The organism is Sphingomonas sp. FARSPH, assembly GCF_003355005.1.
Lineage (GTDB): Bacteria > Pseudomonadota > Alphaproteobacteria > Sphingomonadales > Sphingomonadaceae > Sphingomonas.
The window spans coordinates 959,900-983,434 of the sequence record NZ_CP029985.1 but is presented as its reverse complement, the minus strand read 5'-3'; the positions used below and the strand labels follow the sequence as shown (position 1 = coordinate 983,434).

Sequence of the window (23,535 nt, the reverse complement as noted above, 5' to 3'; positions counted from 1 at the left end):
CATGGCCGTTGGCAATAGGATTGCTGCGCGACAGCGTGCGGTGACGAGCGACGTTATCGAGAAATTCCGCGCCCTGCCGGTCGCCAATGTCAGCGATTCGATGGGGCGGATGGCGGCGGGGGGCGCATCGCTGCGCCCGTTCCACCGCGGCGGCATCCTTGCGGGGCCCGCCGTCACGGTGAAGGCCCGGCCGGGCGACAACCTGATGGTCCACGCCGCGCTCGACCGCGCGCAACCCGGCGACGTGGTCGTCGTCGATGCGGGCGGCGACCTGACCAACGCCATCATCGGCGAATTGATGGTCGCGCACGCCGCGCACCGCGGGCTGGCGGGCATCGTCATCAACGGCGCCATCCGCGACGTCGTCGCGATCCGCGAAGGCGACTTCCCGATCTATGCGCTGGGCGTCTCGCATCGCGGACCGTACAAGGACGGTCCCGGCGAGGTGAACTACCCGATCGCGATCGCCGGCATGGTCGTCATGCCGGGGGACCTGGTCCTGGGGGACGAGGACGGTCTGGTCGTCGTGCCGTTCGACGACGTGGAGGCGGTCCACGCCGCGGCGGCGAAGAAGCATGCGGCCGAAACGGCGCAGCTCGAGCGGATCGCGCGCGGTCAGAACGATCGGCGCTGGGTCGAGCAGGCGCTCGTCGCCTCGGGATGCGAGATCCGCGATGCATGACGGTCGCACGATCCTGTTCATCGGTTCCGGCCTGTCGAACGCCGCGAAGGCGATGGCGGACGCCGACGGCGCGCGGCTGATGACCCTGCCGCCCTATCCGACCGAGGCGGATCTGGTCGATTTCGTCCAACGCGAACGCCCGGGTGCGGTCATCGTGCGCCAGGGTGCCGTCACCGACGCGGCGATCCGCGCCGGTGTGCCGCACCTCCGCCTGATCGCCAAACATGGGGTCGGCGTCGATTCGATCGACGTCGCTGCGGCGTCGGCCAGCGGCGTGCCGGTGTCGTACACGGCGGGGGCGAACGCGCAGTCGGTCGCCGAACATGCCTTTGCCCTGATGTTCGCGGTAGCGCGCGGGATTCCCCTGCTCGACCGGCGGATGCACGAGGGGCATTGGGACAAGGCCGAGGTGTCGGGCGTCGAACTCGCCGGCCGCACGCTGGGTCTTGTCGGCTTCGGGACGATCGCCCGCCTGCTCGCCGGGATGGCCGGCGCGCTCGGCATGCGGATCCGCGTCTTCGACCCCTATGCGCCGGCCGATCTCGGCATTGCCGGTGCGACGCGGGTCGCCGACCTGTCGGCCTTGCTGACCGGCAGCGACGTGGTCAGCCTGCACTGTCCGCTGACCGAGGAGACGCGCGATCTGATCGGGGCCGCCGAACTGGCGGCGATGCGGCCCGGTGCCATCCTCATCAACACCGCGCGCGGCGGCCTCATCGACGAGGAGGCGCTCGCCGTGGCCTTGCGCGAGGGCACGCTCGCCGGCGCCGGCATCGACACCTTCTCGACCGAGCCCCCCGGACGCGACAACCCGCTCTTCACCGCGCCGAACCTGATCGCGACGCCGCACGTCGGCGCGAACACGCGCGAGGCGAAGGACCGGGTCGGGACGACCGCGATGCGGCAGGCGCTCGACGCCTTGGCGGGGCGAATCCCGGATGCCGGTACGCTGGCCAATCCCGGCTTTCACAAGGCCGCCTGACACGATCCGGGACCACCCGGACCTATTCGCTGGAGAGCAAGATGACCGAGCGCGACGTCTCCCCGATCGAAAAGAGCACGATGCGCCGGGTGACGTGGCGGATCGTCCCGTTCCTGATGGTCTGCTACCTGTTCGCCATCATCGACCGCGGCAATATCGGCATGGCGTCGCTGCAGATGAATCAGGATCTCGGCCTGTCCAAGGCGGCCTTCGGCTTCGCCAGCAGCCTGTTCTTCGTGTCGTACTTCCTCGCCGAGGTTCCCAGCAACATCGCGATGGAGCGGTTCGGCGCGCGGCTGTGGATCGCGCGCATCATGATCACCTGGGGGCTGCTTTCCGCCGCGACGTCGATGGTGGCCGGCGAGACGTCGCTCTATGTCATGCGCTTCCTGCTCGGCGCGGCGGAGGCAGGCTTCTTCCCCGGCGTTCTCCTCTATCTCAGCTATTGGCTGCCGGCCGCCTATCGCGCCCGCCTCGTGGCGATCTTCATGGTGTCGATTCCGGCGGCGAACTTCATCGGGGCGCCGATCTCGGGCGCGCTGCTGTCGATGGATGGCTTGCTGGGCCTGCGCGGTTGGCACTGGATCTTCATCCTGGAAGGCATTCCGGCGACGCTGCTCGGCATCGCCTGCCTCTTCGTGCTCTCCGACCGGCCGGAGCAGGCGCGATGGCTCAGCGACGAACAGCGCGGCTGGCTGGCGCAGCGGCTCGCGACCGAGAATGCCGGCAAGCGCATGGTGGAGCATACGTCGTTCTGGCGGCTGGCGCGCAATCCGATGATCTGGGCCATGGCCCTGATCTACGCCGGCCCGTCGGCGACCAGCACCACGCTGAGCGTCTGGCAACCGCAGCTTATCAAGGCGTTCGGCGGTCTCTCCAATTTCGAGACCGGCGTGCTGAGCGCGCTGCCGTTCGGGGTCGCGTCCCTCCTGATGGTGTGGTGGGGCCGCAGTTCGGACCGGAGCGGCGAGCGCCGCTGGCACTCGGCGGGTCCGTTGATCCTGATCGCCGCCAGCATCGTCGCGACGTTTTCCACGCTGGCGCTGTGGCCGACGATGGTCCTGCTGAGCGCCATCCTCGTCGGCGCCTATTCCGCCAAGGGACCGTTCTGGGCCTTGTCCTACGAGATGCTCTCGCCCCGGACGGTCGCGGCGGGTCTGGCGATGATCGGCGCGACCTCCAACCTCATCGGCGGCGGCGTGACGGTCAATATCTACGGCTTCGTCCTGGAGCGAACCGGCAGCTACTCGCTCGCCTTGCTGCCGCTGGCGGGCCTGAACCTGGTCGGTGCGGCCCTGCTCCTGCTGCTCACGCGGCGGGGCCGGGCGCAGGCGTCACAGCCGGCGGACATCGCGTAAATCCGTCGGGGGAATCGTGCTCATGGCCATGTGTTTTCTGCCGGACGATATCGTCGCGCATCTGGCGCAACATTGCCCCGCCCGCACGGACGAGGCGCTGCAGCCACGCTTCGGCATAAGCTACAATACGCTCAGGCAGATCGAGCGTGGCCGCGCCGTCCGCAACTCCGTTGCCCTGCGCCTCATCGAGCGGATCAGGGCAGAGCGTATGCACATGGATTGACGGTCCCCGGCTACTGACACAGTCATCGAATGACGAGGCAAAGCGGGACGTCGTTCGACTAACGCTGTGGTGGCAGCTTGATCTGCAGCTCGGCGCGGGGAAAGTCGATCGCATAGCCCGGGAAGAGGTTGAGAAGATCGTCGCCCAGGATGATCGACGGTGTCGTCGCCCCGTCGTCCGCGATCATGACCGGCACGTTCGACAGCGTGATGCGGCCGATCCCCAGCGTGTCGATCCGGGCCTGCCGGATCGCCTGGCCGCCGGCCGACGCACCGCGGATCGCGCCGCCGTCGCTCAGCCGGGGGTCGCCATCCGCCCAGCCGAGCTGGCGGAAGGCGGCGGCGTTGGCGATGGTCACCGCCGCGCCGGTGTCGATCAGCGCGGGCACCTGCACGCCGTTCAGCGTCATCGGCACGGTGACGAAGCCCTCTCCGGTGCGCTGGCCCGTGATGGTCGCGAAGCCGGCGGGGGCGGGCCCCGATGGCGATATCGCGATCCGGTTCGTGCTGCGGTCGATCAGCAGCTTCGCGCCGGTGAAGCGTTCCATGCCGATGATGCCGCGTGCGCTGGTGACGCCGCTGTTGGTGAGTTCCGGCATCGCGACGCGCCGCGCGTCGAACAGCGGACTCGTCATGCGATCGACGGGATAGAGCCGGGTCCGGCCGGCGCCGGTCGCGCCCTGGACCTGGATGCCGCCGGCGAGCGGTTTCAGCCCCAATTCCTGCGCGAGGCTCGCCGCCATCAGGCTGGTCTGCGCCGCGGTGTCGACGACCATCGGGAAGGGACCCTTGCCGTCGATCGTGACGGTCGAGACAGGCCGCCCGCGCGTGTCGCGGCCGAGCGGCGCCTCTGCCGTGGCGGTGGGTGCGGTGGGGGCGGCAGCGGCCTGCAGCAGCAGGATCGCGGAGAGGAGGGACATAGCGATACTCCTGTGGACGGTCAGCGGACGGGGCGGGCGTAGACGTCCCACACCGTGACGGGTGCGAGATGGAGGGCGCGGATCTGCGGTTCGATCGTCCTGCGATCGCCGATCACGATCCAGGTCAGCGCATCGGGCCGGAACATGCGCCGGGCGAGCGCCTGCGCCTGGTCCAGCGTCACCGCCGCCAGCCGCCGGTCGGACGAGGCGGCGCGGTCGAACGGCAGGCCATAGGTGCCCGAGGTCACCAGCGCGCCGAGGACGGCGCCGTTGCCGGTGAAGCGCTGCGCCGCGCCGCGCGTCATCGCATCGCGCTGGCCGTCCAGCTCCGATGCCGTCAGGGGCCGGGTCGTCGTGACCTCGGCGAACTCGCGCGCCAGCTCGGCGACACTCTGCGCGGTGCGATCCGCCTGCACGGTGCCGCTCGCGACGAACAGCCGGTCGCCCGTCGGGGCGTCGTCGATCCCGCCGCCGAAGCCGTAGCTCCAGCCTTTGTCCTGGCGCAGGTTGCGGTTGAGCCGGCCGGCGCCGATATCGGCCACCACCGCGCTCGCCAGCGTTTCGGCGGCGGAGGCGTCCTTGTCGAACGGCGGCACGACGCTGCCGACGGTGACGCTGCTCTGCGTCGCGCCGGGCGCATCGACGAGGATGATGCGCGGACCCGCCGCGACGGCCGTCGTGATGGCAGGGGGGCGCGTGATCGCCGCCGACGAACGCCAGTCGCCGAAGGCGCGCTCGGCGAGGGTCCGGGCGCGCTGCGGATCGACATCGCCGACGACGTACAGCGTCGCCCGGGTCGGCACGAGATGACGCGTGTGGAAATCGAGCAGCGCCTGCCGCGACACGTCGCGCGGCTCCTGCCGCGTCGCGATATGGCCGCGCGGATCGGCATCGCCCCAGATCGCGCGCTTGAGCAGGGCGACGCCCGCCGCGCTCGGATTGCGCTCATAGCGATCGAAGCCGCGCGTCGCGGCGGCATTCGCCTCGTCCACGGCATCGGCCGGATAGGCGGGGCGACGGACCATGTCCGCGATCAGCGGCATTGCCTGGTCGAGGCGATCGTTCGCGACGCTCCAGCTGATCCCGCCGGCCCAGGGGTCGACGTGCGTGCCGACGTTCGCGCCCAGCGCGGCAAGCCGCTTGCCTACCGCATCGTCCGCCATCAGGCCGAAGGCGCGCGCGGCGACGCCGGGTCGATCGGCCAGCGTTCCGACGGGGAACTGGAGGGTCATGTCGACCATGCCGGCACCGGCGCGCCGCGCGACGACCAGCGTCATGCCGTTCGACAGCACCGTCCGCGTGACCGGCGGCAGGGTGATCGCGGTGCGGAAGGCGCCGGGACCGGGCATGCGGCTGCGGTCGACGTCCGTCGCGGCGGCGGCAAGCGCGGGCAATGGCATCGTCGTCAGTTCGTAATAGGGTCGCCCGAGCCACCGCGCGGCGACCGCGCGCACCTCCGCCGGCGTCGCCGCGGCGACCCATGCGCGCTTCTTGAGGATGATGCCCGGATCCCCCTGTGCGATCTCGCCGTCGGCCAGCCAGGTGCCAACCGTGTTGGCCTGCTCCAGCCCGCGCAGCAGGCCGGTATCGCTCACCGCCATGATGCGCCGGAGCGTATCGGGATCGGGCCCGTGGGCCATGACGTCGGCCATCGCCCGGTCGAGCGCGGCGCCCGCGACCGTGGGCGACACGCCGGGCGCCACCTCCATCGAAACGGTCAGCACGCTGCCGAGCGCGCTTTCGCCGAGCGTCGCCGCGACCCCCGTCGCGACCTTCGCCTCGGTCACGAGCGCGCGGACCAGGGGTGCGTCCTTCGCCCCCGTCATCGCGCGCGCGGCGAGTTGCAGCAGCGCCTGTTCGCGCGGGCTTTCGTTGGGGATCGGCCAGCTCCGCGCGATCGTCGTCCGTGCGAAATTGCCGTACATCAGGTCGCGGCGGGTGTCGGCCAGCGCCGGCGTCCACCGCAACGGCCGGTCGATCGCGCCGCCCGGCCGGATGCCGCCGAAATAGCGCGTCACCTTTTCGCGCGCGGTCGCCGCGTCGATGTCGCCCGACAGGACGAGCACGGCGTTGCCCGCGCCGTAATGCGTACGGAACCAGTCCTTGACGTCGTCCAGCGTCGCGCCCTCGATATCCGCGGTCGATCCGATCGTCGGGTGGGCATAGGGGTGGCCGGCGGGGTAGAAGGCGCCGAGGAAATGCCGCCAGGCCTGTTCCTCGGGCCGCAGCTCCCCCTGCCGCTTCTCGTTCAGCACGACGCGGCGCTGCTCGTCGAGCAGACCCTGTGTGATCCCGCCGTCCAGATAGCCCATGCGATCCGATTCGAGCCACAGGATGGTGTCGAGCGCGTTCGACGGCACGGTCTCGTAATAAGCGGTGGTATCGGTCCGGGTGATCCCGTTCGCGCCGACCGCGCCGATCCGCTGCAACACCGACATATATTCCTGCGGCCGATGCGCGGTGCTCTGGAACATCAGATGTTCGAACAGATGGGCAAAGCCGGTCTTGCCGGGCGGTTCGTCGCGCGACCCGGTCTTGTACCACACGCCGACGAACACCGACGGGCTGCCATGGTCGGTGTGGACCAGCACGGTCAGACCGTTGGGCAGCGTGAAGCGATCATAGGCGAGCTGCCGGCCGGTCGCGGAAGGCGCCGCCACCGCGGCCGGACCGACCGGCACCGCCGCCAGCAGCAGGGTGGACAGCGGCGTGGATACGGAGGTCCGGAACCGGGAGGCGCGCACGTTCATGGCGGACGAGGAACCACGGTTTGCTTGCACCGGCCTTGCAGCCGTCACGCGGTTGCGTCAGGCGAGGATAGAGGTGAGCGGGGACGGGCAAGGTTGGTGCAAGCCTGCGCTCCTAGGCTCCCGGTCATGGCCTCGATCGGCGTATCGGGGCGGGGGCATTGATGGATCAGCGCAACGACGATCCGCTTCACCGGCGGCTCGACAGACTGGAGGACAAGGGGCGCGCCGCGCTCGTCGCCGTCGCGCGCCGTGTCGCCTGGGCGGATGCCGTGCGGATTGCGGCGCGAGTATCGGTCGCCGCGCCGCTCGTGCTGATGATGCTGGCGTTCTTTCGGCCGATCGAAGCGGGCGCCGCGATCCTGTGCGCCGTCGCAATACCCTGTGTGGTCCTGGCCATGGTCTATGGCCTGCGCGTTGCGCGCCTCCGCGTGCCGCGTGCTGCGGCGCTGGCGTGGATCGACCGGACCGCCGCGCTCAAGGACCGCGCCGTCATCGCGGCGGAGTTCGCAGGCGCGGCGGGGCATGACGGGTTTCGCGCCGCGGCGATCGACGAGGCGCGGCCGTGGCTCGAACGCGCGGAGACTGCACCCCTGGCGCCGCCGTCCGCGCCGATGCTGTCCGGTCGGCTTTGGGCATGGCCGGCATGTGCGGCGCTGATCCTGAGCCTCGCGCTCCTCATCGACCATGACACGCGCGATGGCGGCGCGACGGACGCACCGTCTCCGCTGCGAGGGATCGCTGCCGCGTTGGGGGTACGATCGATCGGCCAAAACGCGGTGACAGCCGATGACGCGTCGCCGTCGCAGCGAAGCGCGCCCGGCGGGGCGGGCGGATCGACGGCGGGGCCGGGATCGGGCGGGCGGGCCGACACCGCATCCTCGGCAGCCGGGACGGCGGGCGATCGGAATGCCGGCGGGGCGGCGGTCGACCCTCGTTCGCCCGCGACGACGTCGGCGGGTGATGCGGGCGTCTCGCCCGCTTCCGCCGGTGCCGCGGGTGGTGCCGGTGCGGCGGGCCGGGGCGGCACCTCCGCCATCGGCGATCGCGCGATGAAGGAGGGCCGGGACGCACCGCGCGCCGAAGCGCAGGCGAACAGCGGCGCGGTGCCCGCCGGGGAGACTCGCACGACCCCGCCACAGGGCGCCGCGAGCAGTGCCGCCTCGGCCGGCATGCCCTCCGCGGGCACGCCGCCCGCCGCCGCCAGGACCGGCAACGACGACGGCAAACAACAGCAAAGCGGCTCGCGCAACCGCAGCGCATCGGGGCAGCAATCGAGCGGACCGGGCAACCAGGGCACCAACACTTCCGGTGAAGGATCGAACCGCGGCAACGGGCAGGAAGGTGTGAAGCGCGCGCGTGGGGCCTCGTCGCTGCTGCTCGCCGTGCCGATGGAGGATCGCGTGGTCGGAACGATCAATGCCGGCAGCATCGCCGCGACGACCCGCACGGCGCCGCCGCGCAGCGTGGCGGACGGGACGGTCGCGGCCGAGGCGCGCGGGGCGGGGACGCCGCAGGTCGGGCGCGTTCTCCACCGGCCCCGTACCGTGCAGGAGGATCGCCTGCTCGAACGCTATTTCCGCCGCGCCGGGGTCGATCGGTGACGCTCCGCGCCGGCCCTTCATTCGACGCGCTGTTCGATCCCGCCTTCCTCGATCGGGTCGACGCCTTCCGCTTGCGCATCGCCGCGGCGCAGAAGGGCGGCCGGCTCGCCGACCAGCGCACCGCCGCGCGCGGGCAGGGCTCCGACTTCGCCGACTTCAAGCCGTACGTGGCGGGCGACGACCTGCGCGCGATCGACTGGAACATCTATTCGCGGCTCGGCAAAGCGTTCGTGCGCGTGTTCGAGGAGCGGCAGGACCTGCCCGTCTATCTGCTGCTCGACGTGTCGCGCAGCATGTTCGTCGAGGATCGCCCGCGCATCCTGCCGGCGATGCAGGCGGTGATGGCGCTCGCCGCGACCGCGCTCGGCCAGCATGACGCGGTCAGCCTGCTGACGGTCGCCGACGGCATGGCGATGGCGCTGAAGACCGTGTCGGGCAAGGCCGCGCTCGTCCGCGTCGCGCGCACGCTCGCGGACCAGGCGCCCGCGGGGCGCACCGCTTTGGCGGGGGCGCTGACCCAGCTCGCGGCGATGCGGCTGCGGCGCGGGCTGGTCGTGGTCGTGTCGGATTTCTTCGACGACGACGGCATCGAGGGGGTGGTCCGCGCGCTCGACGCGCTGCCGCACCGGCTGCTGCTGGTGCAGATGACGCGGGCCGAGGATGCCGATCCGGCGCTGCGGTCCGACCTGACCGGCGAACTGGTGATCGACGATGGCGAGCAGGACGGCGGCGTCGCGGTGTCGGTGACGCCCGCGCTGCTCGATCGGTATCGCGCCGCCTATCGGGACTTCGCCGCCACGCTGGCCGACTGCGCCGCGCGCCATGACGCCACCCTGATCCGCCTCGACGCCGACAGCGACGTGATCGACCAGTTGGGCGCGGTGCTGGCGGGCGGGAGCGTGCGGCTGTGACGTTCACGCACTTCGGCTGGCCGCTGACCGTGGCGGGCGCCTGCGTGATCGCGGCGCTGCTCTATGCGCTCCAGCGGTTGAGCACGCGGCGGCGCGTCGTCGCGCTGCCGGCGGCGATGCTGTGGCGGCAGGCGATGCAGGCGGCGCCGGCGCGGGTGCTCGGCGGGCGCTTCCGCTACTGGCTCGCCTATCTGCTGGTCCTCGCCATCGCGTTGCTGCTGTGGCTGGCGGCGGCGCATCCGACCGTCGTGCCGGTGGGGGGTGGCGTCCAGCGTTTCTACCTCGACACCTCCGCCGTACTGACCGGGCCCGGCGATCTGGCGCGGGCGAAGCGGGCATTGCTCGCCGACGTTCGCGCCACCCCCGCCGACCGGCGCGAGGTGTTCGCCGCGGACGGACGGTTGCTGGCGGTCGGCGAAAGCGCCTCGCTGCTCGCGCGGCGGCTGGATGCGGTGGAGGCGGTGGCGCAGCCGTCCCGCTTCCCGGCCTGGCTGGCCCGGCACCGGGCCGGCGCCACGATCCGCTATTATGGCGCGGGGTCCGTGGCGCGCAGCGTGCCCGGGACCGGGGCGCTGCGCTATGGCTATCTCGCCGCGCCGGTTCCCGACAACCGCGGGATCGTCGCGCTGGGCGTGTCGCCCGCGGCCTCGGGCGCATGGCGGAACCCCGATGTCCTCGTCGCCGTCGCGGCGGCCAAGGGCGAGCCGCCGACCGCCGCCGACCTGCGCTGGACGCTCGACGGCAAGCCCTTCGCGCCCGCGCCGGTGTCGGCGCTGGGCGAGGGACGCTATCTGGTGCGCGACGTTCCCGCGACCGGCGGTCTGCTGACCGTCCAGCTCGATCGCGGCGACGGTTTCCCCGCCGACGACAGCGCGACGCTGCGCCTTCCCGACCGGCGACCGCTGCGCGTGGCGTTCCTCGCGGGCACGCTGGCGGCGGTACGGTCCGCGGTGCAGGCGGACGATTCGTTCGCGGTCGTTCCGCCGGCGCAGGCGCAGGTCGTCGTCGGCGACGCGGCGGCCTTGCGCGGGCTCGATCGACCGGCGCTGGTGATCGCGGCGGAGCGCGAGCAGCCCGCCTTCGTCTTCGCCGGCCCGGGCGAGGCCTCGCGAGGCGAACTGGCCGGCCGGCTCGACGAACTCGGCCTCGCGCAGGTGGATGCCGGTGCGCTCGCCACCGCGCTCAACCAGCCCATCGGCGTTGACGTGCGCGACGCGCCGCGACGCACGGTGTCGGTGTGGAGCACAATATTCGCGCGGAACACGCCGTTCGCGGACAGCGCGACGATGCCGGTGTTCGTCGCGCAGAGCCTGCACTGGCTCGGCGGCGGCGATGGCTGGCGCCCCTATGCCAAGGCGGGTGCGCCGCTGCCCGACCAGTCGGCGCTCTATGGCCTGACCGCCGCGGGCGACCCGGCGGACGGCCCGGCCGCGCTCACCGATCGCGCCACGACCCTCGCGGTTGCGGACGCGGCGGCACGGCCGGCGGTGACGGCCGCCGCGGCCACGCTGCCGCCAGACCTGCCCTTCATGCTGCTGCTGGTCGGCGCCGGGCTGTTGCTCGCGCTCGAATGGTGGCTGGTCCAGCGCGGGCGGATGCCGTGAGCGTCACCCTGCTCTATCCGATCGCCGGCTGGCTGGCCGTGCTGCTGCCGCTATTGTGGTGGCCGATGCGCGCGCGTCCGCGCTGGCGGCACCTTGGCCTGCGTATTGCGGTCTTCGCCTGCCTGATCCTGGCGCTGATGCAGCCCAGCCTCGTCCGGCGCGCCGGCGCGGGCGTCCAGGTCTTCGTGCTCGACCAGCGCGCCGTGCTGGGTGCCGACGGGCAGGCGGCGGCGCGGCGCGCGCTGGCGCGGGTGCTGGCGACCGCGCCCACCGGCGCGCGGCGCGTGCTGATCGCGCTGGGCGAGGGCGCCGCGCCACCGGGCTTCGCGACGCGGCAGGTCGTCACGACCGGCTCGCTCTCGACCGCGCTCGACGATGCCCGCGACGCCATCCCGCTCGGCACTGGCGGCACCGTCACGCTTATCGCCGATCCCCGCTCGACCGACCGGCATTGGGACGAAGCGCTCACAGCCCTCGCGGCCCGCCGCATCCCCGTCGACACGATCGCGCTGACCGGCGCGCCGCAGCCCGCCTTCATCGGGGACGTGCAGGTCGCCCCGGCGCGCGTCGGCGAGGCGATCCGCGTCGACACGACCGTCGAGGGCGATGGGGTCGAGGGCGGCGCGACGCACCGGCTGACGATCACCAGCGAAGGCCGCCCCCTCGCTTCGAGCGCGCCGTTCCGCGCCGATGGCGCTACCCGCGTCGCGCTGGAGGTGCCCGCCACCCGCGCCGGCTTCCTGCCGCTGCGCGTCACGCTCGACGGCCGCGGCGGCGTCGACACGCTGGCGGCGGTGCAGGACCCGGTACGGCTGCTGTATCTCGGCGAGCGGCAGGCAGGCGCCGCACCGTTGCTCCAGCGGCTGCTCGGTCCCGGCTTCGCGGTCGATCCGCGCCCGCCCGCCGCGCTCGCAGGAGCCGTCGATCCCGCGCGCTGGCCGCTCGTGATGCTCGACGACGTGCCCGCGGCCCGCCTGCCGGTCGCGGCGCAGCAGCGCCTGACCCGTGCGGTGGCCCGCGCCGGCACCGGCCTGTTCGCCTCGGGCGGCTTCGCCGCCTTCGGGCCCGGCGGCTATGCCGACACGCCCCTCGGTGCGGCGCTGCCGGTGACGCCGCGCGGCGAGGACAAGCGGATCCGCCCCAGCGTCGCGCTCGCCATCGTGATCGATTCCTCGGGCTCGATGCAGGGCGACCGGCTCGACCTCGCCAAACAGGTCGCGCGCCAGACCGTCCGCAAGCTCACCGCCAACGACTGGGTCGGGGTGGTGGAATTCTACGGCGCGCGCCAATGGTCCGTCCCCATGCACCACGTCACCGACGGCCCCGATGTCGAGCGCGCGATCGGGCGGATGCAGGCGCAGGGCGCGAGCGTGCTGTTCCCCGCGTTGCAGGAGGCGTTCTACGGCCTCAAGGACCTCGACGCGCGCTACAGGCACATCCTGGTCATCTCGGACGGCGGCGTCGCCGAGGATCGCTACCAGCAATTGATCCGGCATATCGCCGACAACCGCATTAACGTCTCCACCGTCGCGGTCGGCGGAAAGGTCGACGACGAGAAGAGCATGGCGGACTGGGCGCGGATCGGGCGGGGGCGCTTCTATTCGGTGCCCGACGAATTCAGCCTGGTCGACCTCGATTTTAAACAGCCCGAAACCCGGCCCGACCCCGGCTATCGCAGCGGCAATGTCGTGGTGAAGGCCGTGCAGGGCAGCCGGTGGTGGGCTGGCCTGCGCATGGCCGGATTGCCGCCGCTGTCCGGCTATGTGCCGACCCGCGCCCGGCCAGAGGCGGAGACGCTGATCGCGACGCGAGCGGGCGATCCGATCCTGTCGACCTGGCCGGTCGGCGCGGGCCGCGTCACCGCGTTGACCACCGAACCGTTCGGCGCCGGCACCGCCGGCTGGCGGGGCTGGCCCGATTACGGCCGCTGGCTCGCCCGCGTGCTTGGCCTCACCGCGCGGGCACGGCCCGACATGGTCGTGACGCTCGACCGCCGGTTCGACCGTCTCTCGATCGCGGTGCAGCGCCTGGGCGCGGCAAGCGCCGACGCCGCCCGCCGGATGCCGGCCATCGTGCTGCTCGACGGCGCCGGGCGCCCCATCCGCCGCATCGACGACGTGGAAGAGCGCGCGCCGGGCCTGTTCGTCGCCGACACACCCCTTTCGTCCGCCGAGCCCGCGCGCGTCGAAGTCCGCGACGGTGGGTCCGTCGGACGCGCGGCCGATGCCGCAGCCTCCGACATCCGGCCCGAAAGCGCGATGCCGTCCTCCTTCGCGCTGCCCCTCGCGGACCTGTCGCAGCGGACCGGCGGCTGGCATCGCGACGATGCCGGCGCGGCGTTCGGTGCGGTGCAGGCGACGCGCGGCTGGCGCGCGACCGATCTGTGGCCGTGGCTCGCGCTGCTCGCGCTCGGCCTCTATCTGCTCGATATCGGCTATCGTCGCTGGCCGGCCCGCCGTTTCGCAGGATTCCGATGACGCGCTTCGTCCCCCGCAGCCTGTTGCTCGCCTTGTGCTGGTCGACCAGCCTGACCGCGCCTGCGTACGCCGCGGCACAGGCGACCACCCCCGCCACCCCGCTTGCCGAAGCCGAGCGGCTCGACGCCGACGGTCGTCCCGCCGAAGCCCTGCCGCTCTATCGCCAAACCCGCGACCAGGCGTCCGATCCCGCCCTGCGCCGCCGCCTCGCGCTGCGCATCGCCATCGCCGACGCGATGCGCCGGCCCGACACGCTCGTCGCCTTCGCCAAGGGCAAGCCGCCCGCCGAGGTGCGCCCGATCGCCGATGTGCTCGCGCTCCTCGGGCGGCCGAAGGCGGCATTCGATCTGGCCGGGCCGGGGGGAACGATCGCCGACCAGCTCGCCCGCACGCAATGGGCGCTCGCCGCCGGCGATGCGGCCGGCGCCCGCACCGCCGCCGCGCAGGCGGTCGCTGCCGCCGGTACGGCGGACGATAAACGGTACGCCCTGGCGCTGCTGGTCGAGGCCTATCGGAGCGGTGGCGATCTGTCGGCCGTGCTGCCGGTGCTCGACCGCTTGCGCCAGGACGAGGCGGTGGTGGCCGCGCGGATCGATGTTCTGCTCGAACTGGGACAGACCCGGCCCGCCATCGCCGCGATCGAGCGGTCGAGCAGCGCGGACATCCGCCGCCGGCTGACGGGCGTGCTCGACCTCGCCGGGGACGCTGCCGCGAGCGAGGCGGAATACCGCCGGCTGATCGCCGCCGATCCGCACCAGGCCGATCTCTACGCGCGCCTCGCCGCGATCTACCTGACGCGCGGTGACGAGGCGCAGGCGATCGCCACCTATCGCGCGCTGTTCGCCGCCAATCGCGGGCGGGCCGAGGTGCTGACCGCGGGCGCGCGCGCGATGATCGCGATGGGGTTGCAGGATCAGGCGGTGGCGATGCTCGCCGGCAGCGCGGGCGACCCCGCCGTCGCCACCGCGACGCACCTGTTCCTGTTCGAAACCTATCTCGACCGCGGCGACGTCGCCAAGGCGCTGGCCGAATTGCAGGCGGTCCAGCACGACGATGCGACCGGGCGGCTGACCGACGATGTCGCGGACGGCTACGAACGGCTCGGCCGCCCGGCAGAGGCGCTCGCGCTGCTGCGCCGCCGTGAGGCGCAGGGGCGCACCATGGGCTATGACGCCCGCGTCCGCCTCGCGCAACTGGCCGAGGCGACCGGCGACACCGCCGATGCGCTCGCCCGCTGGCGGGCCCTGTGGGCGGAGACCAGCCTGCCGGCCCGGCGCAGCTATCTGGAGCGGCAGATCGTCGCGCTCGCCCGGCGCATCGGCCGGCTCGAACCGCTGGCGCAGGAGCTCGCCGCACGGCTCGATGCCGGCACCCTGCGGCCGGGGGAGATCGACCTGCTCGTCGCGCTGCGACTGGCGCAGGATCGGCCCGAGGCAGCGGCCGACGCCGTCCGCCGCTACGCCACGCGCAGCGGCGCGGGCGAGGCGGTCGTGCTCGGCCGGCTGGCGCAGCTCTATGGCCGGGTGCGCGATTACGACCGGCTGGAAGCGACGCTGCGCCGCCTCGTCGCGGTCGATCCCGGCAATCGCGATACGCACATCCGCCAGCTGATCCTGACGCTGCTGCGCCACGACGACGGCAGCGGATCGCCGGCGCAGCGACAGGCGGACCTCGACCGGCTGATGGCGCAATTGTCCGATACGGGCGACGCCGGCACCGCGGCGTTCCGGGCGACGGTCTATGCGCAGGCGAATTTGGACGGGCCGGCGCTAGCCGCGCTGCGGGCGGCCGTGGCGGCAAGGCCGGACGACGCCGACGCACTGTCGCGTCTCGCGGCGGAACTGAAGCGCCAGCGTCGCCTGGCCGAGGCGGTGTCGCTGTTGCAGGCCGCCGCCGACCGGGCGTCGACGACCGCGGCTTTCCTCGCCGCGATCGACGCGATGGTCGACACGGTGGCCGGCGCCCCCGCGGATGGCGAAAACACCGACGGCGTGCTCGGCTGGGGGGAACGGCGCGTGCTCGAACGGATCGCCGCGGAAGGGGCGTCCGCGCGCCTGCTGGGGCTGCTCGCCGACATTGCCGCGGCCGATGCCGATTACGATCTGCAACGCCGCGCGGTGGAGGCGCAGGTGGCGCTCGCGGGGGAGCAGCGCGGCTACGTCCTGCGCGAGTTGGTCACGCTGGCGGGCGGCGGCGCGACCGATGGCGGCGGCGTCGCGATCATCGGCGATCCGCGCGCCAAGCTGATCTATGCCCGTCGCCTGCTCGCGCTCGGCAAGTCCTTCCCGCCCGATCTCTACGCCGACCTTGCGGGCACGTTGCTGAAGCAGGGCGACGAGCTCGGCGCCGAACGCGCCTTCGCGATGATGAGCGGCATGGGCGGCCTGGTGAACGTCGACGAGGCGAAGGGCGATGCCTATGCCGCCGCCGGGCATCCGGCGCAGGCACTGACCAATTACGCGCGCGCCTTGCTGCAGGATCAGGCGAACCTCGACCTGCTGGTCAAGACGGCGATCCTGTACGAACGCCAGGGCCAGGACGCGCAGGCGCGGCGCTGGTATTGGCAGGGGCTCCGCGCGCTGGTCGCGCGCCAGCCCCTCAGTCCGGTCGGCGCGCGCGACGAACGTGGTCTGGACGTACGCCGCTATTACCCGACCTTGGTCGAGGGCCTGTTGCTCAACTGGCCCGGCGATGCCGCCGCCGGCAACGCGATGCGGGCCGATCTCGACCGGCGCTGTGCCGTGGAGATCGCGGCGCTCGACCCCGCGAAACCCCAGGTGCTCGCGGACCATCCGCGGCTCGCCCTGCTGGTCGATCTGGAACAGCGCATAGCGGATGCGCATGCCGATGAGGGGCAGCGCGCCGATCGGGACGCGACGCTCGACCGCCTGTTCGCGCACGATCCCGCCTATCGCCGCGCGGCGACGCTGCGCCGGCATCTGACCGGCACCGGCGGCGAGGCCGTATCCGCGGGGGCGGCCTGGCCGCTCGCCGCGCTCGCCGTGCAGGCCGAGGACGTCGGCAACGCCGAACTGCGCTTCGTCCTTGCTCTCGCCCGCGACGATGGTGAGGCCGTGCGCTCGCAGCTCGCGACGGCGCTGGCACAGGAAGAGGGGGCCCGCATCGCGGACGCGCCTGCCGACACGGACGGCATCCGCGAGCCCGTCTATATCAAGCTGCTCGCCGATGCGATGGATCGCTTGCCCCCGGCCCGCGTGAGGTCGGACGTGCTGACGCCGCTGCTGGCATCGCCGGCCCGCGAGGGCATCCTCTTCGATCTGTTCCGGGGGGATTCCGATCGGTACGCGCGTCTCCAGACGATCGCGGGCATGCCGCTGCTGACGCCCGATGCGCTGGTGCGGCTGACGATCGAACAGGGCAATCGCCCGCTGGGGATCGTCCTGCGCGTGTCGCGGCACGAGGCCGGTGGCGGGCTCGACTGGCTCGATCAATTCTCCGCGGACGACTTGCTCGCCCTTTACGATGGCCTGGTGACCCGGCTTGCGCAGGGCAAGGGCGATTCGATGTTCAGTGACGCGGCCCTCGCCACGCTGACGCGGCGGCCGCTCACCGCCGGCCAGCAGCGGCGCCTGTCGACCATCCTCGACCGCGACATCGCCGTCGTCCGTGATCCCAAGGTGCGCAGCGGCGCCAGCCTCGATGCGCGGCTGTTGCAATGGGATGCGGCGCCCGCCAACCGCGATCTGCTGCTGCGCGCCGCGCGCGCGGTCGCCGGCCGCTATCCGGACAGCGTATTGCTGCCGACCGTCCTCGAGCGCTGGTATGCCGGCGACACGCGTCAGGCGTTCGTCGCGCTCGCCGGTCTGGGCGACGCGCTGGCCGCGAACGGTCAGTCGACGCCCTGGCTGGGCACCGCGATCGCTCGGCATTTCCCCGACGTGCGTCGCCGACAGATCGACGCCTTCCTCGCCGATCCGCATCCCGACCCGAAGACCGCCGCCGCCGTCTATCGGCGCTTCGCGGTCGACGACCCGGACACCAGCGGTGAACAGCGTCTGGCGCTCACCGCCAGGATGATCGCGCTCGACCCGCACAACCCGGTCTACCAGGTGCGGCTGCTCGCCCTTCAGGCCGAAAGGGCGGACTGGCCCGCGCTCGCCCCGGCCCTCCGGGACTATGTCTCGGCGCATCCCGACGATGCGGGTGCCGCGACGATGCTCGTGCTCGTCGAACGCCTGCTCGGCCACGACGACGGGGCGGCGGCCATGGCCGCCAAGGCGGGGATCGACCCCGACGATCCCGACCGGCTGGTCGATCTGCTCAATCGTGCCCGCACCGCGCGCAGCCGGAACGCCGGGGGTGTCACCGCCTTGTTCGTGCCGATCTATGAGGCGTATATGCGCCAGAACCCGCAGCGTGCGGCGATCGTCGCGGTCGAGGCACGACAGGGGCGGACGATCGACCCGGCCGCGCAGGGAGCGGACGCTGCGCTGGGCCCTCTGCTCACGGCGGCGCATGGCGATGCTGCCGATGCGCCCCATGTCCTGCGGGCGATGTGGCGCGCGTCCGCAGCGGTCGCCGACGAAGGCGACGTGGGTCGGGCGCGCCGGGCGCTCGTCTACACCTTCGCCGCTGCCATTCGCGGGCAGGGGGCGGGGCCGGCGCTGTTCGCCCGTCCGGCGGTGGCCGCCGAACTCCAGCGCTACCCCGCCGCGATGACGCCGCTCGATCAGGCGCAGCAGACGATGCTCTACGATGTCGGCGCGTACGGCACCGCACGCGCGGGCGAGGGGCCGCAACGCCTCGCGGCGCTGATCGCACGGGTGCGCGCCGGGCAGGCCGGTGCGGACGACGTTCGTCGCCTGCTCGCGCTGGCCGACCGGATCGATGCCCGGCTGTCTCCTGCCGATCTCGCCACGCTCGATTCGCGGCTGCGCGCGATGCCGGTGGCATCTCCCGACGGACGGCTGGTGATGGCCCGGCTATATGCGCGCAGCGCCGCCTTCGAGCAGGCCGAAGCCCTGCTGCGCGCGGCCTGGTTCCAGATATTGTACCCGGCTGGATCGCTCGATTCGGTCGAGGATCTGTCGGGGGCGATGGCACGCATGGTGGCCACCCTGGCGCTGTGGCCCGACGCGTCCGCCGCGCAGCGGGTGCATGCGGCGCTTGCGCAAATCCTGGAAACGCGGAAGCTGGGGCCTGGTGGCGGCGACCTGCCGTCGCTGCCGCCGCCGGGCGGCGCCGTCGTTGCCAGGCCATAGCATCGGCACGGGGAGGAAACGCAAGGCATGCTGCGGCGCATCTGGAGCTGGCGCAGGTCGATGTTCGCGCAGATGGCGCTGCTGACCATGCTGTTTCTCGGCTGGGGCCTGTACGTTTTCGTGTTCCGCCCCATCGCCGACCTGCCGATCGCCACGGAGCGCAGCCCGGCCCAGACGACCGAGGATCGGTTGCGCAGCGTCCTGCACCGTTTCATGGTCGCGAAACGCGACAAGCCCGCCGAGACGCCGGACATCGACGAGGATCCGCTGATCCGCGCGATCGAGGCGCGCAATCCCGGCTTTCGCCTGTACGTCCGGGTCGGCGACCGCGCGTTCGGCAACGGCCCGCCGGTATTGTTCCGGCAGTTCGGGCTCGACCGCCTCGAACGGGTGCAGCGCGAGCTTGCCGATCCCGCGATCTGCAGTCAGGTCAACAAGGTCGTCCCGCGCGCCGGCTATGACGATTACGCCGACTTCTACATGTGCGATCGACTGTCCTATTTCGAATATCGCGGCTTGCGGCGACCGGTGGTGCTCAACCAGCCGGAGGTGCTGGGGGCGAAGAGCAAGTGGTTCAGCGCGTTCAGCGGCAACTTCCTGCTCGCCGCCGGCGGCGTCTTCCTGATCTTCGCGCTGATCTTCACGCTGCACATGCTGTCGATCCGCCGCATCGCCAGGCTGGCGCGGTCGATCGACCCGCAACGGCTCGACGCCAAACTGCCCGAAAAGGGCGTCGCGACCGAGATCGTGCCGCTGGTCCGCGCGGTCAATCATCTGATCGGCCAGGTCGAAGCGAGCCAGCGTCGCGCGACGTTCTTCCTGTCGGCCGCCGCGCACGAGATGCGCACGCCGCTCACCGTGCTCAGGACCCGGCTCGAACTGATGGAGGAGGGCGCGCAGAAGGACAAGCTGATCGGCGACGTCCGGCGGCTCACCCGGCTGGTCGACCAGCTGCTGACGCTGATGAGCATCGGCAACCGTCGTGACATCACGGGCTTTACCGATCTGGTCGCGGTCGGGCGCAAGGTCGTAGCCGACCTGGCGGTGCTTGCCGCGCGCAACGAAGTGACGCTCGCGTTCGATGCCGCGAGCCCGATGCTCGAGATCGCCGGGGATGCGGCGCTGATCCGGTCGGCGATCTCGAACCTCGTCGACAATGCGATCTCGTTCGCACCGCCGGGGACGCGTGTCGAGGTGCGGATCGAGGGCGACGGCTGCGTGTCGGTCCGCGATCATGGCCCGGGGCTTGGCGACGTCGATACCGAATCGCTGTTCGAGCCGTTCGTCCGGCCCGTGTCGAATCGGCGCGGCTATGGCCTGGGACTGGCGATCGTCCAGGCGATCGTCCGGTTGCATGGCGGCCATGCTGCAGCCGCGAACGCGCCGGGTGGAGGCGCCGTATTCACTGCAACATTCTCGACACAACCAGCTTTTTGATCCCCAGCCGCGTTACTGACGATGTTTAATGTCGCAGATGCGGCGCTGCGAGACACGAGAAATCTTGCGCTGCAAGGTTGGTGCAAGCCTCATCCGTCAACTTTCGGGTGTCGCGGGACGACGATTGCCGGAACGATCAGCCGAACAACAGAATCGGCGCCCATGCTCCGACGTCATCCCCGCCTATCTCTTGGGGGGCAAAACCATGAAGAAGTCGGTCCTGCTGGGCGCCTGTTCGATCATCGCCATATTCGCCATTGCGCCGGCCGCCGCCGCCGCGCAGCAGGCGCAGACGACGGCCCCGCCGCCCGGTCAGACGCAGACGCCGAACGAAAAGGAATCGCTGGAGGGCGGCGTCCCGGTGCCCGCCAACAGCGACGCCGCCGAAGAGGCCGAAGCACGCAAGAACGTCGAGCGGCAGGATGCCAAGGCCGCGGGCGCCGGCGACCCTGACGCCCGCGCGGCCGAGAGCGAACTGCGCCGCTATCAGGACAAGGTCGTCACGAAGACCAAGGGCAGTGACGACATTCAAGTGACCGGCAGCCGCCTGCGCGACGGGGATAAGACCAGCCGCCTGATCGTCATCGATGCGAAGGAAATCCGCGACCGCGGCGTGACCAGCGTCGAGGAACTGGTCCGCACCCTGCCGCAGAACGTCGCGACGATCGGCGCGATCACCAACAGTCGTGGTAAGGGGCCGCTGAATTCAAATGTCGGCGTTACGGGGTCAAACATCGTGTCCGATGTCGGCACGGTCGGTCTCGCGGCGGCGAATCTCGGGGGCGTCGGCGCAGGCAACACGCTGGTCCTCGTTAACGGCCGCCGGATAGCCGGTGCGGCCGGCGTTGAGCAGGGATATGCCAATCTGAATGGCATCCCGCTCAGCGCGATCGAGCGGGTCGAGATCAGCACGGGCGGGCAATCGGCGATCTATGGTGCCGACGCCATGGGAGGCGTCATCAATTTCATCCTCAAGAAGAATTACGTGGGTACGACGATCGGAGCGTCGCACCGCGAGACCAGCGCGGGGTCAAAGGACACGCGCATCAGCCTATATACAGGTCGTGCATGGGGCAGCGGCAGCATCGCCGGCACGTTGGAATTCGGCAGGATCGATCCCATCGTCAACGCCAAGACCGGTTATGTAACGAACAACTATGCGCCGCTGTTCAACAACAATCCGGCATACGACAAACGCTCGCTAAGTGCTGGCACGCAGCCAGGCACGACGCTGCTGCCTGGCGTCTATAATCCTGCCACGGGTCAATTCGTGCAGAGTGGTTTGACCGTGCCCTCAGGCTTTACCGGCGCGCCGAAGCAGTCTGATCTGATCCCGGCGACGCTCAGCACCAGTCGAGACTATGTGCCGACATATGCAGGGCCGCGAACCCGCACGATCAGCGGAACCTTGAACTTCGAACAAAAAATCACGGATCGGCTGAGCGTCTACGCAACCGGGCTCTATACGCGTTCGCGGAATACGCAGGCAAACAACGTATTCGGCGGGCTGGCCGTAGGGTTGGCACCGGGACAATATTACAATCCGTTTCCGGCATTCGCTCTCGGATCGTCGGCTTACGCGAGCACAGTCTATTATTATCCGGGCAGTGAAATTGCCGATGGCTCGCTGGTGCCCACGAATGTCCGCAACACGGTCACCGCTTGGACGGCCAACGCGGGGGTCAGCTATGATTTCGGCAAGACTGCGAAGGTGCAGCTGAACTATACGCGGTCGCGGACGTCGACCGAGGGCTCCGGAACCCAGCTTGGCAGTTTGGTCAGCTTTCAGCGTACTGTGACGAACGGTGTCGTCAGTTACCCCTGCTACAATTTCCTGCTCGCTAACAATCGTGTACCTGCAAACCGCCGAGCCGCCGTCCAGGCCGCATTCCAAGCGCAGTGCGCTGCACTAACCAGCAATGATCCGAACGTCGCCTTCAACCCGTGGCGCAGCAACGCGGCAGGCGGCGGCGCAAACATCAACACCTTTCTCTACCCCTATGTCGTCGACGACCTCGGCAACGCGCTCAGCAATGTCGAGGGACGCGTGACGGGCGAAGTCGCTGTACTGCCTGCGGGGGCGATCAGCTATGCCGTGGGCGCCGAATATTCGAAGACCACGCTCAAGAACAGCTTCGTCAGCGATATCGCCGGTCCCGATCCTTCGACGGATCGCTATGCTTTCTTTGGCGAAGTCAACTTGCCGATCCTGGGCAAAGACTATACACTGCCAATGGCCAAGCGCCTACTTTTCAACATCGCGATGCGTCGCGACGTGAACAGTAGTGTCGGTGCGATTGGGACGGTCAATCGGGTGCCGGTCGACCAAGGCGGCGAGATCATTTACGGTAAGAACCGCTTCGGCCGGACGACACCCTCCTGGGGCATGTTGTGGTCGCCGACCAATACGATCGACATCCGCGCCAAGTTCACGCGCGGCTTTAAGGCCCCGCCGCCTACTCAGCTTTACTCGGTGCAGGGGACGACCCAGACGTTAACGTCGATCGTCGGTGATCCTCTCTATACGTGCACCGTGCAGTGCGGTCGCCCGCAAAACGGCCTTCCGACGTATTCGGTACCTTTGCTGACCGTGCCAAATCCGAATCTCCGACCCGAAACGTCACGCCAGCAGATCTACAGCATCGGCTGGCAGCCTACAGGCGCGCTGTCCGGCCTCAGCTTGGCAGTCTCATATAACCGCAACCGAATTCGTAACCAGTTTGCGACCGTGCGTGAGCTTTATTACTACCTGCCAGCAATAGAAGTGCTAAAACTGCCACTTTTCTTCCCGCGTGATCCAGTTACGAACCGTATCTTGTCGCAGAATAATGTTCGTTATAATATCGTTGGATCAGACTACGAATCATTGACGTACGAAGCGAGTTATTTGTTCGTAACGAATTTTGGCACATTTCAACCGAAGATAACGTATCTCGACAATATTGTTGCCAAGACCATCGGGCTGACTGAAAATCAGGTACTCGATCAGCGGGGGCGCATACTTGGTGTCGACAAATACAAAGTCGTGGGTTCGCTTCAGTGGAACTGGGACAAGGTCAGCACAAATCTTTATGTATATCACACGCCGAGCTATTTGAACGACTACATGTCGATGTATGCGGCTGGCGTGCAGCTCAATCCGGAGCTCATCACCCGGGTGAAGCCACTCACCACGGTCGATCTTTCGGTGTCCTGGATCGTGACCAACCACCTCAATGTGCAATTTGCAGGCCGCAACATCTTCAAGGCGGCGGCGCCCTTCACCGTCGTGGATTCGCTTCCCTACGACACGTCGCGTTACAACATCGAAGGGCGCAGCTTGATGCTGTCGACGCGCCTCAGTTTCTGATCCACGAGGGCGGCGAACGC

Annotated in this window: 13 protein-coding genes; 11 read left to right on the top strand and 2 right to left on the bottom strand. The window is 70.2% G+C overall.

The window, feature by feature from the left end; all coding sequences use genetic code 11:
* The first annotated feature begins 1 nt into the window (after nucleotide 1).
* From DM480_RS04780 to DM480_RS04765, 4 genes are read left to right on the top strand one after another with little or no spacing between them, the layout of a single operon-like run.
* On the top strand, nucleotides 2–682 hold the full coding sequence (locus tag DM480_RS04780; protein WP_115377819.1) for an RraA family protein: 681 nt from the start codon (nucleotides 2–4) through the stop codon (nucleotides 680–682).
* Nucleotides 675–1,664, top strand: coding sequence for a hydroxyacid dehydrogenase (locus DM480_RS04775; RefSeq protein ID WP_115377818.1), 990 nt, complete (start codon nucleotides 675–677; stop codon nucleotides 1,662–1,664). The genes DM480_RS04780 and DM480_RS04775 overlap by 8 nt, the downstream gene beginning before the upstream one ends.
* Before the next feature lie 41 nt (nucleotides 1,665–1,705).
* Nucleotides 1,706–3,022: an MFS transporter gene (locus DM480_RS04770; RefSeq protein ID WP_115377817.1), complete on the top strand. Its 1,317-nt coding sequence runs from the start codon at nucleotides 1,706–1,708 to the stop codon at nucleotides 3,020–3,022.
* A gap of 22 nt (nucleotides 3,023–3,044) precedes the next feature.
* Nucleotides 3,045–3,245 carry a hypothetical protein gene (locus tag DM480_RS04765; protein WP_232834124.1) on the top strand — a complete coding sequence of 67 codons (201 nt, stop codon included), beginning with the start codon at nucleotides 3,045–3,047 and terminating at the stop codon, nucleotides 3,243–3,245.
* 58 nt (nucleotides 3,246–3,303) lie between these two features.
* Here DM480_RS04765 and DM480_RS04760 read toward each other — a convergent pair whose 3' ends face one another.
* Both DM480_RS04760 and DM480_RS04755 read right to left on the bottom strand, forming a co-directional pair.
* A complete protein-coding gene (locus DM480_RS04760; RefSeq protein WP_115377816.1) occupies nucleotides 3,304–4,164 on the bottom strand; it encodes an aspartyl protease family protein in 861 nt (286 codons plus the stop codon).
* Between the two features lie 20 nt (nucleotides 4,165–4,184).
* Nucleotides 4,185–6,914, bottom strand: a complete 2,730-nt coding sequence (locus tag DM480_RS04755) for a M16 family metallopeptidase (protein WP_115377815.1) — start codon at nucleotides 6,912–6,914, stop codon at nucleotides 4,185–4,187.
* A gap of 161 nt (nucleotides 6,915–7,075) precedes the next feature.
* Between DM480_RS04755 and DM480_RS18070 the strand changes: the two genes are divergently transcribed.
* From DM480_RS18070 to DM480_RS04725, 7 genes are all read left to right on the top strand, one after another.
* Entirely contained in the window at nucleotides 7,076–8,515 is a 1,440-nt protein-coding gene (locus DM480_RS18070) for a hypothetical protein (protein ID WP_157968766.1), read from the top strand.
* On the top strand, nucleotides 8,512–9,426 hold the full coding sequence (locus DM480_RS04750) for a DUF58 domain-containing protein (RefSeq protein WP_157968765.1): 915 nt from the start codon (nucleotides 8,512–8,514) through the stop codon (nucleotides 9,424–9,426). The genes DM480_RS18070 and DM480_RS04750 overlap by 4 nt, the downstream gene beginning before the upstream one ends.
* Entirely contained in the window at nucleotides 9,423–11,030 is a 1,608-nt protein-coding gene (locus tag DM480_RS04745; protein WP_115377813.1) for a hypothetical protein, read from the top strand. Before DM480_RS04750 ends, DM480_RS04745 begins: the two co-directional genes overlap by 4 nt.
* Complete coding sequence (locus DM480_RS04740) at nucleotides 11,027–13,507, top strand: vWA domain-containing protein (protein ID WP_115377812.1); 2,481 nt, start codon at nucleotides 11,027–11,029, stop codon at nucleotides 13,505–13,507. The genes DM480_RS04745 and DM480_RS04740 overlap by 4 nt, the downstream gene beginning before the upstream one ends.
* Complete coding sequence (locus tag DM480_RS04735; RefSeq protein ID WP_115377811.1) at nucleotides 13,504–18,729, top strand: hypothetical protein; 5,226 nt, start codon at nucleotides 13,504–13,506, stop codon at nucleotides 18,727–18,729. The genes DM480_RS04740 and DM480_RS04735 overlap by 4 nt, the downstream gene beginning before the upstream one ends.
* A gap of 27 nt (nucleotides 18,730–18,756) precedes the next feature.
* Nucleotides 18,757–20,166, top strand: coding sequence for a sensor histidine kinase (locus tag DM480_RS04730; RefSeq protein ID WP_115377810.1), 1,410 nt, complete (start codon nucleotides 18,757–18,759; stop codon nucleotides 20,164–20,166).
* Between the two features lie 205 nt (nucleotides 20,167–20,371).
* Nucleotides 20,372–23,515, top strand: a complete 3,144-nt coding sequence (locus tag DM480_RS04725) for a TonB-dependent receptor domain-containing protein (RefSeq protein ID WP_198665898.1) — start codon at nucleotides 20,372–20,374, stop codon at nucleotides 23,513–23,515.
* Nucleotides 23,516–23,535 lie beyond the last annotated feature (20 nt).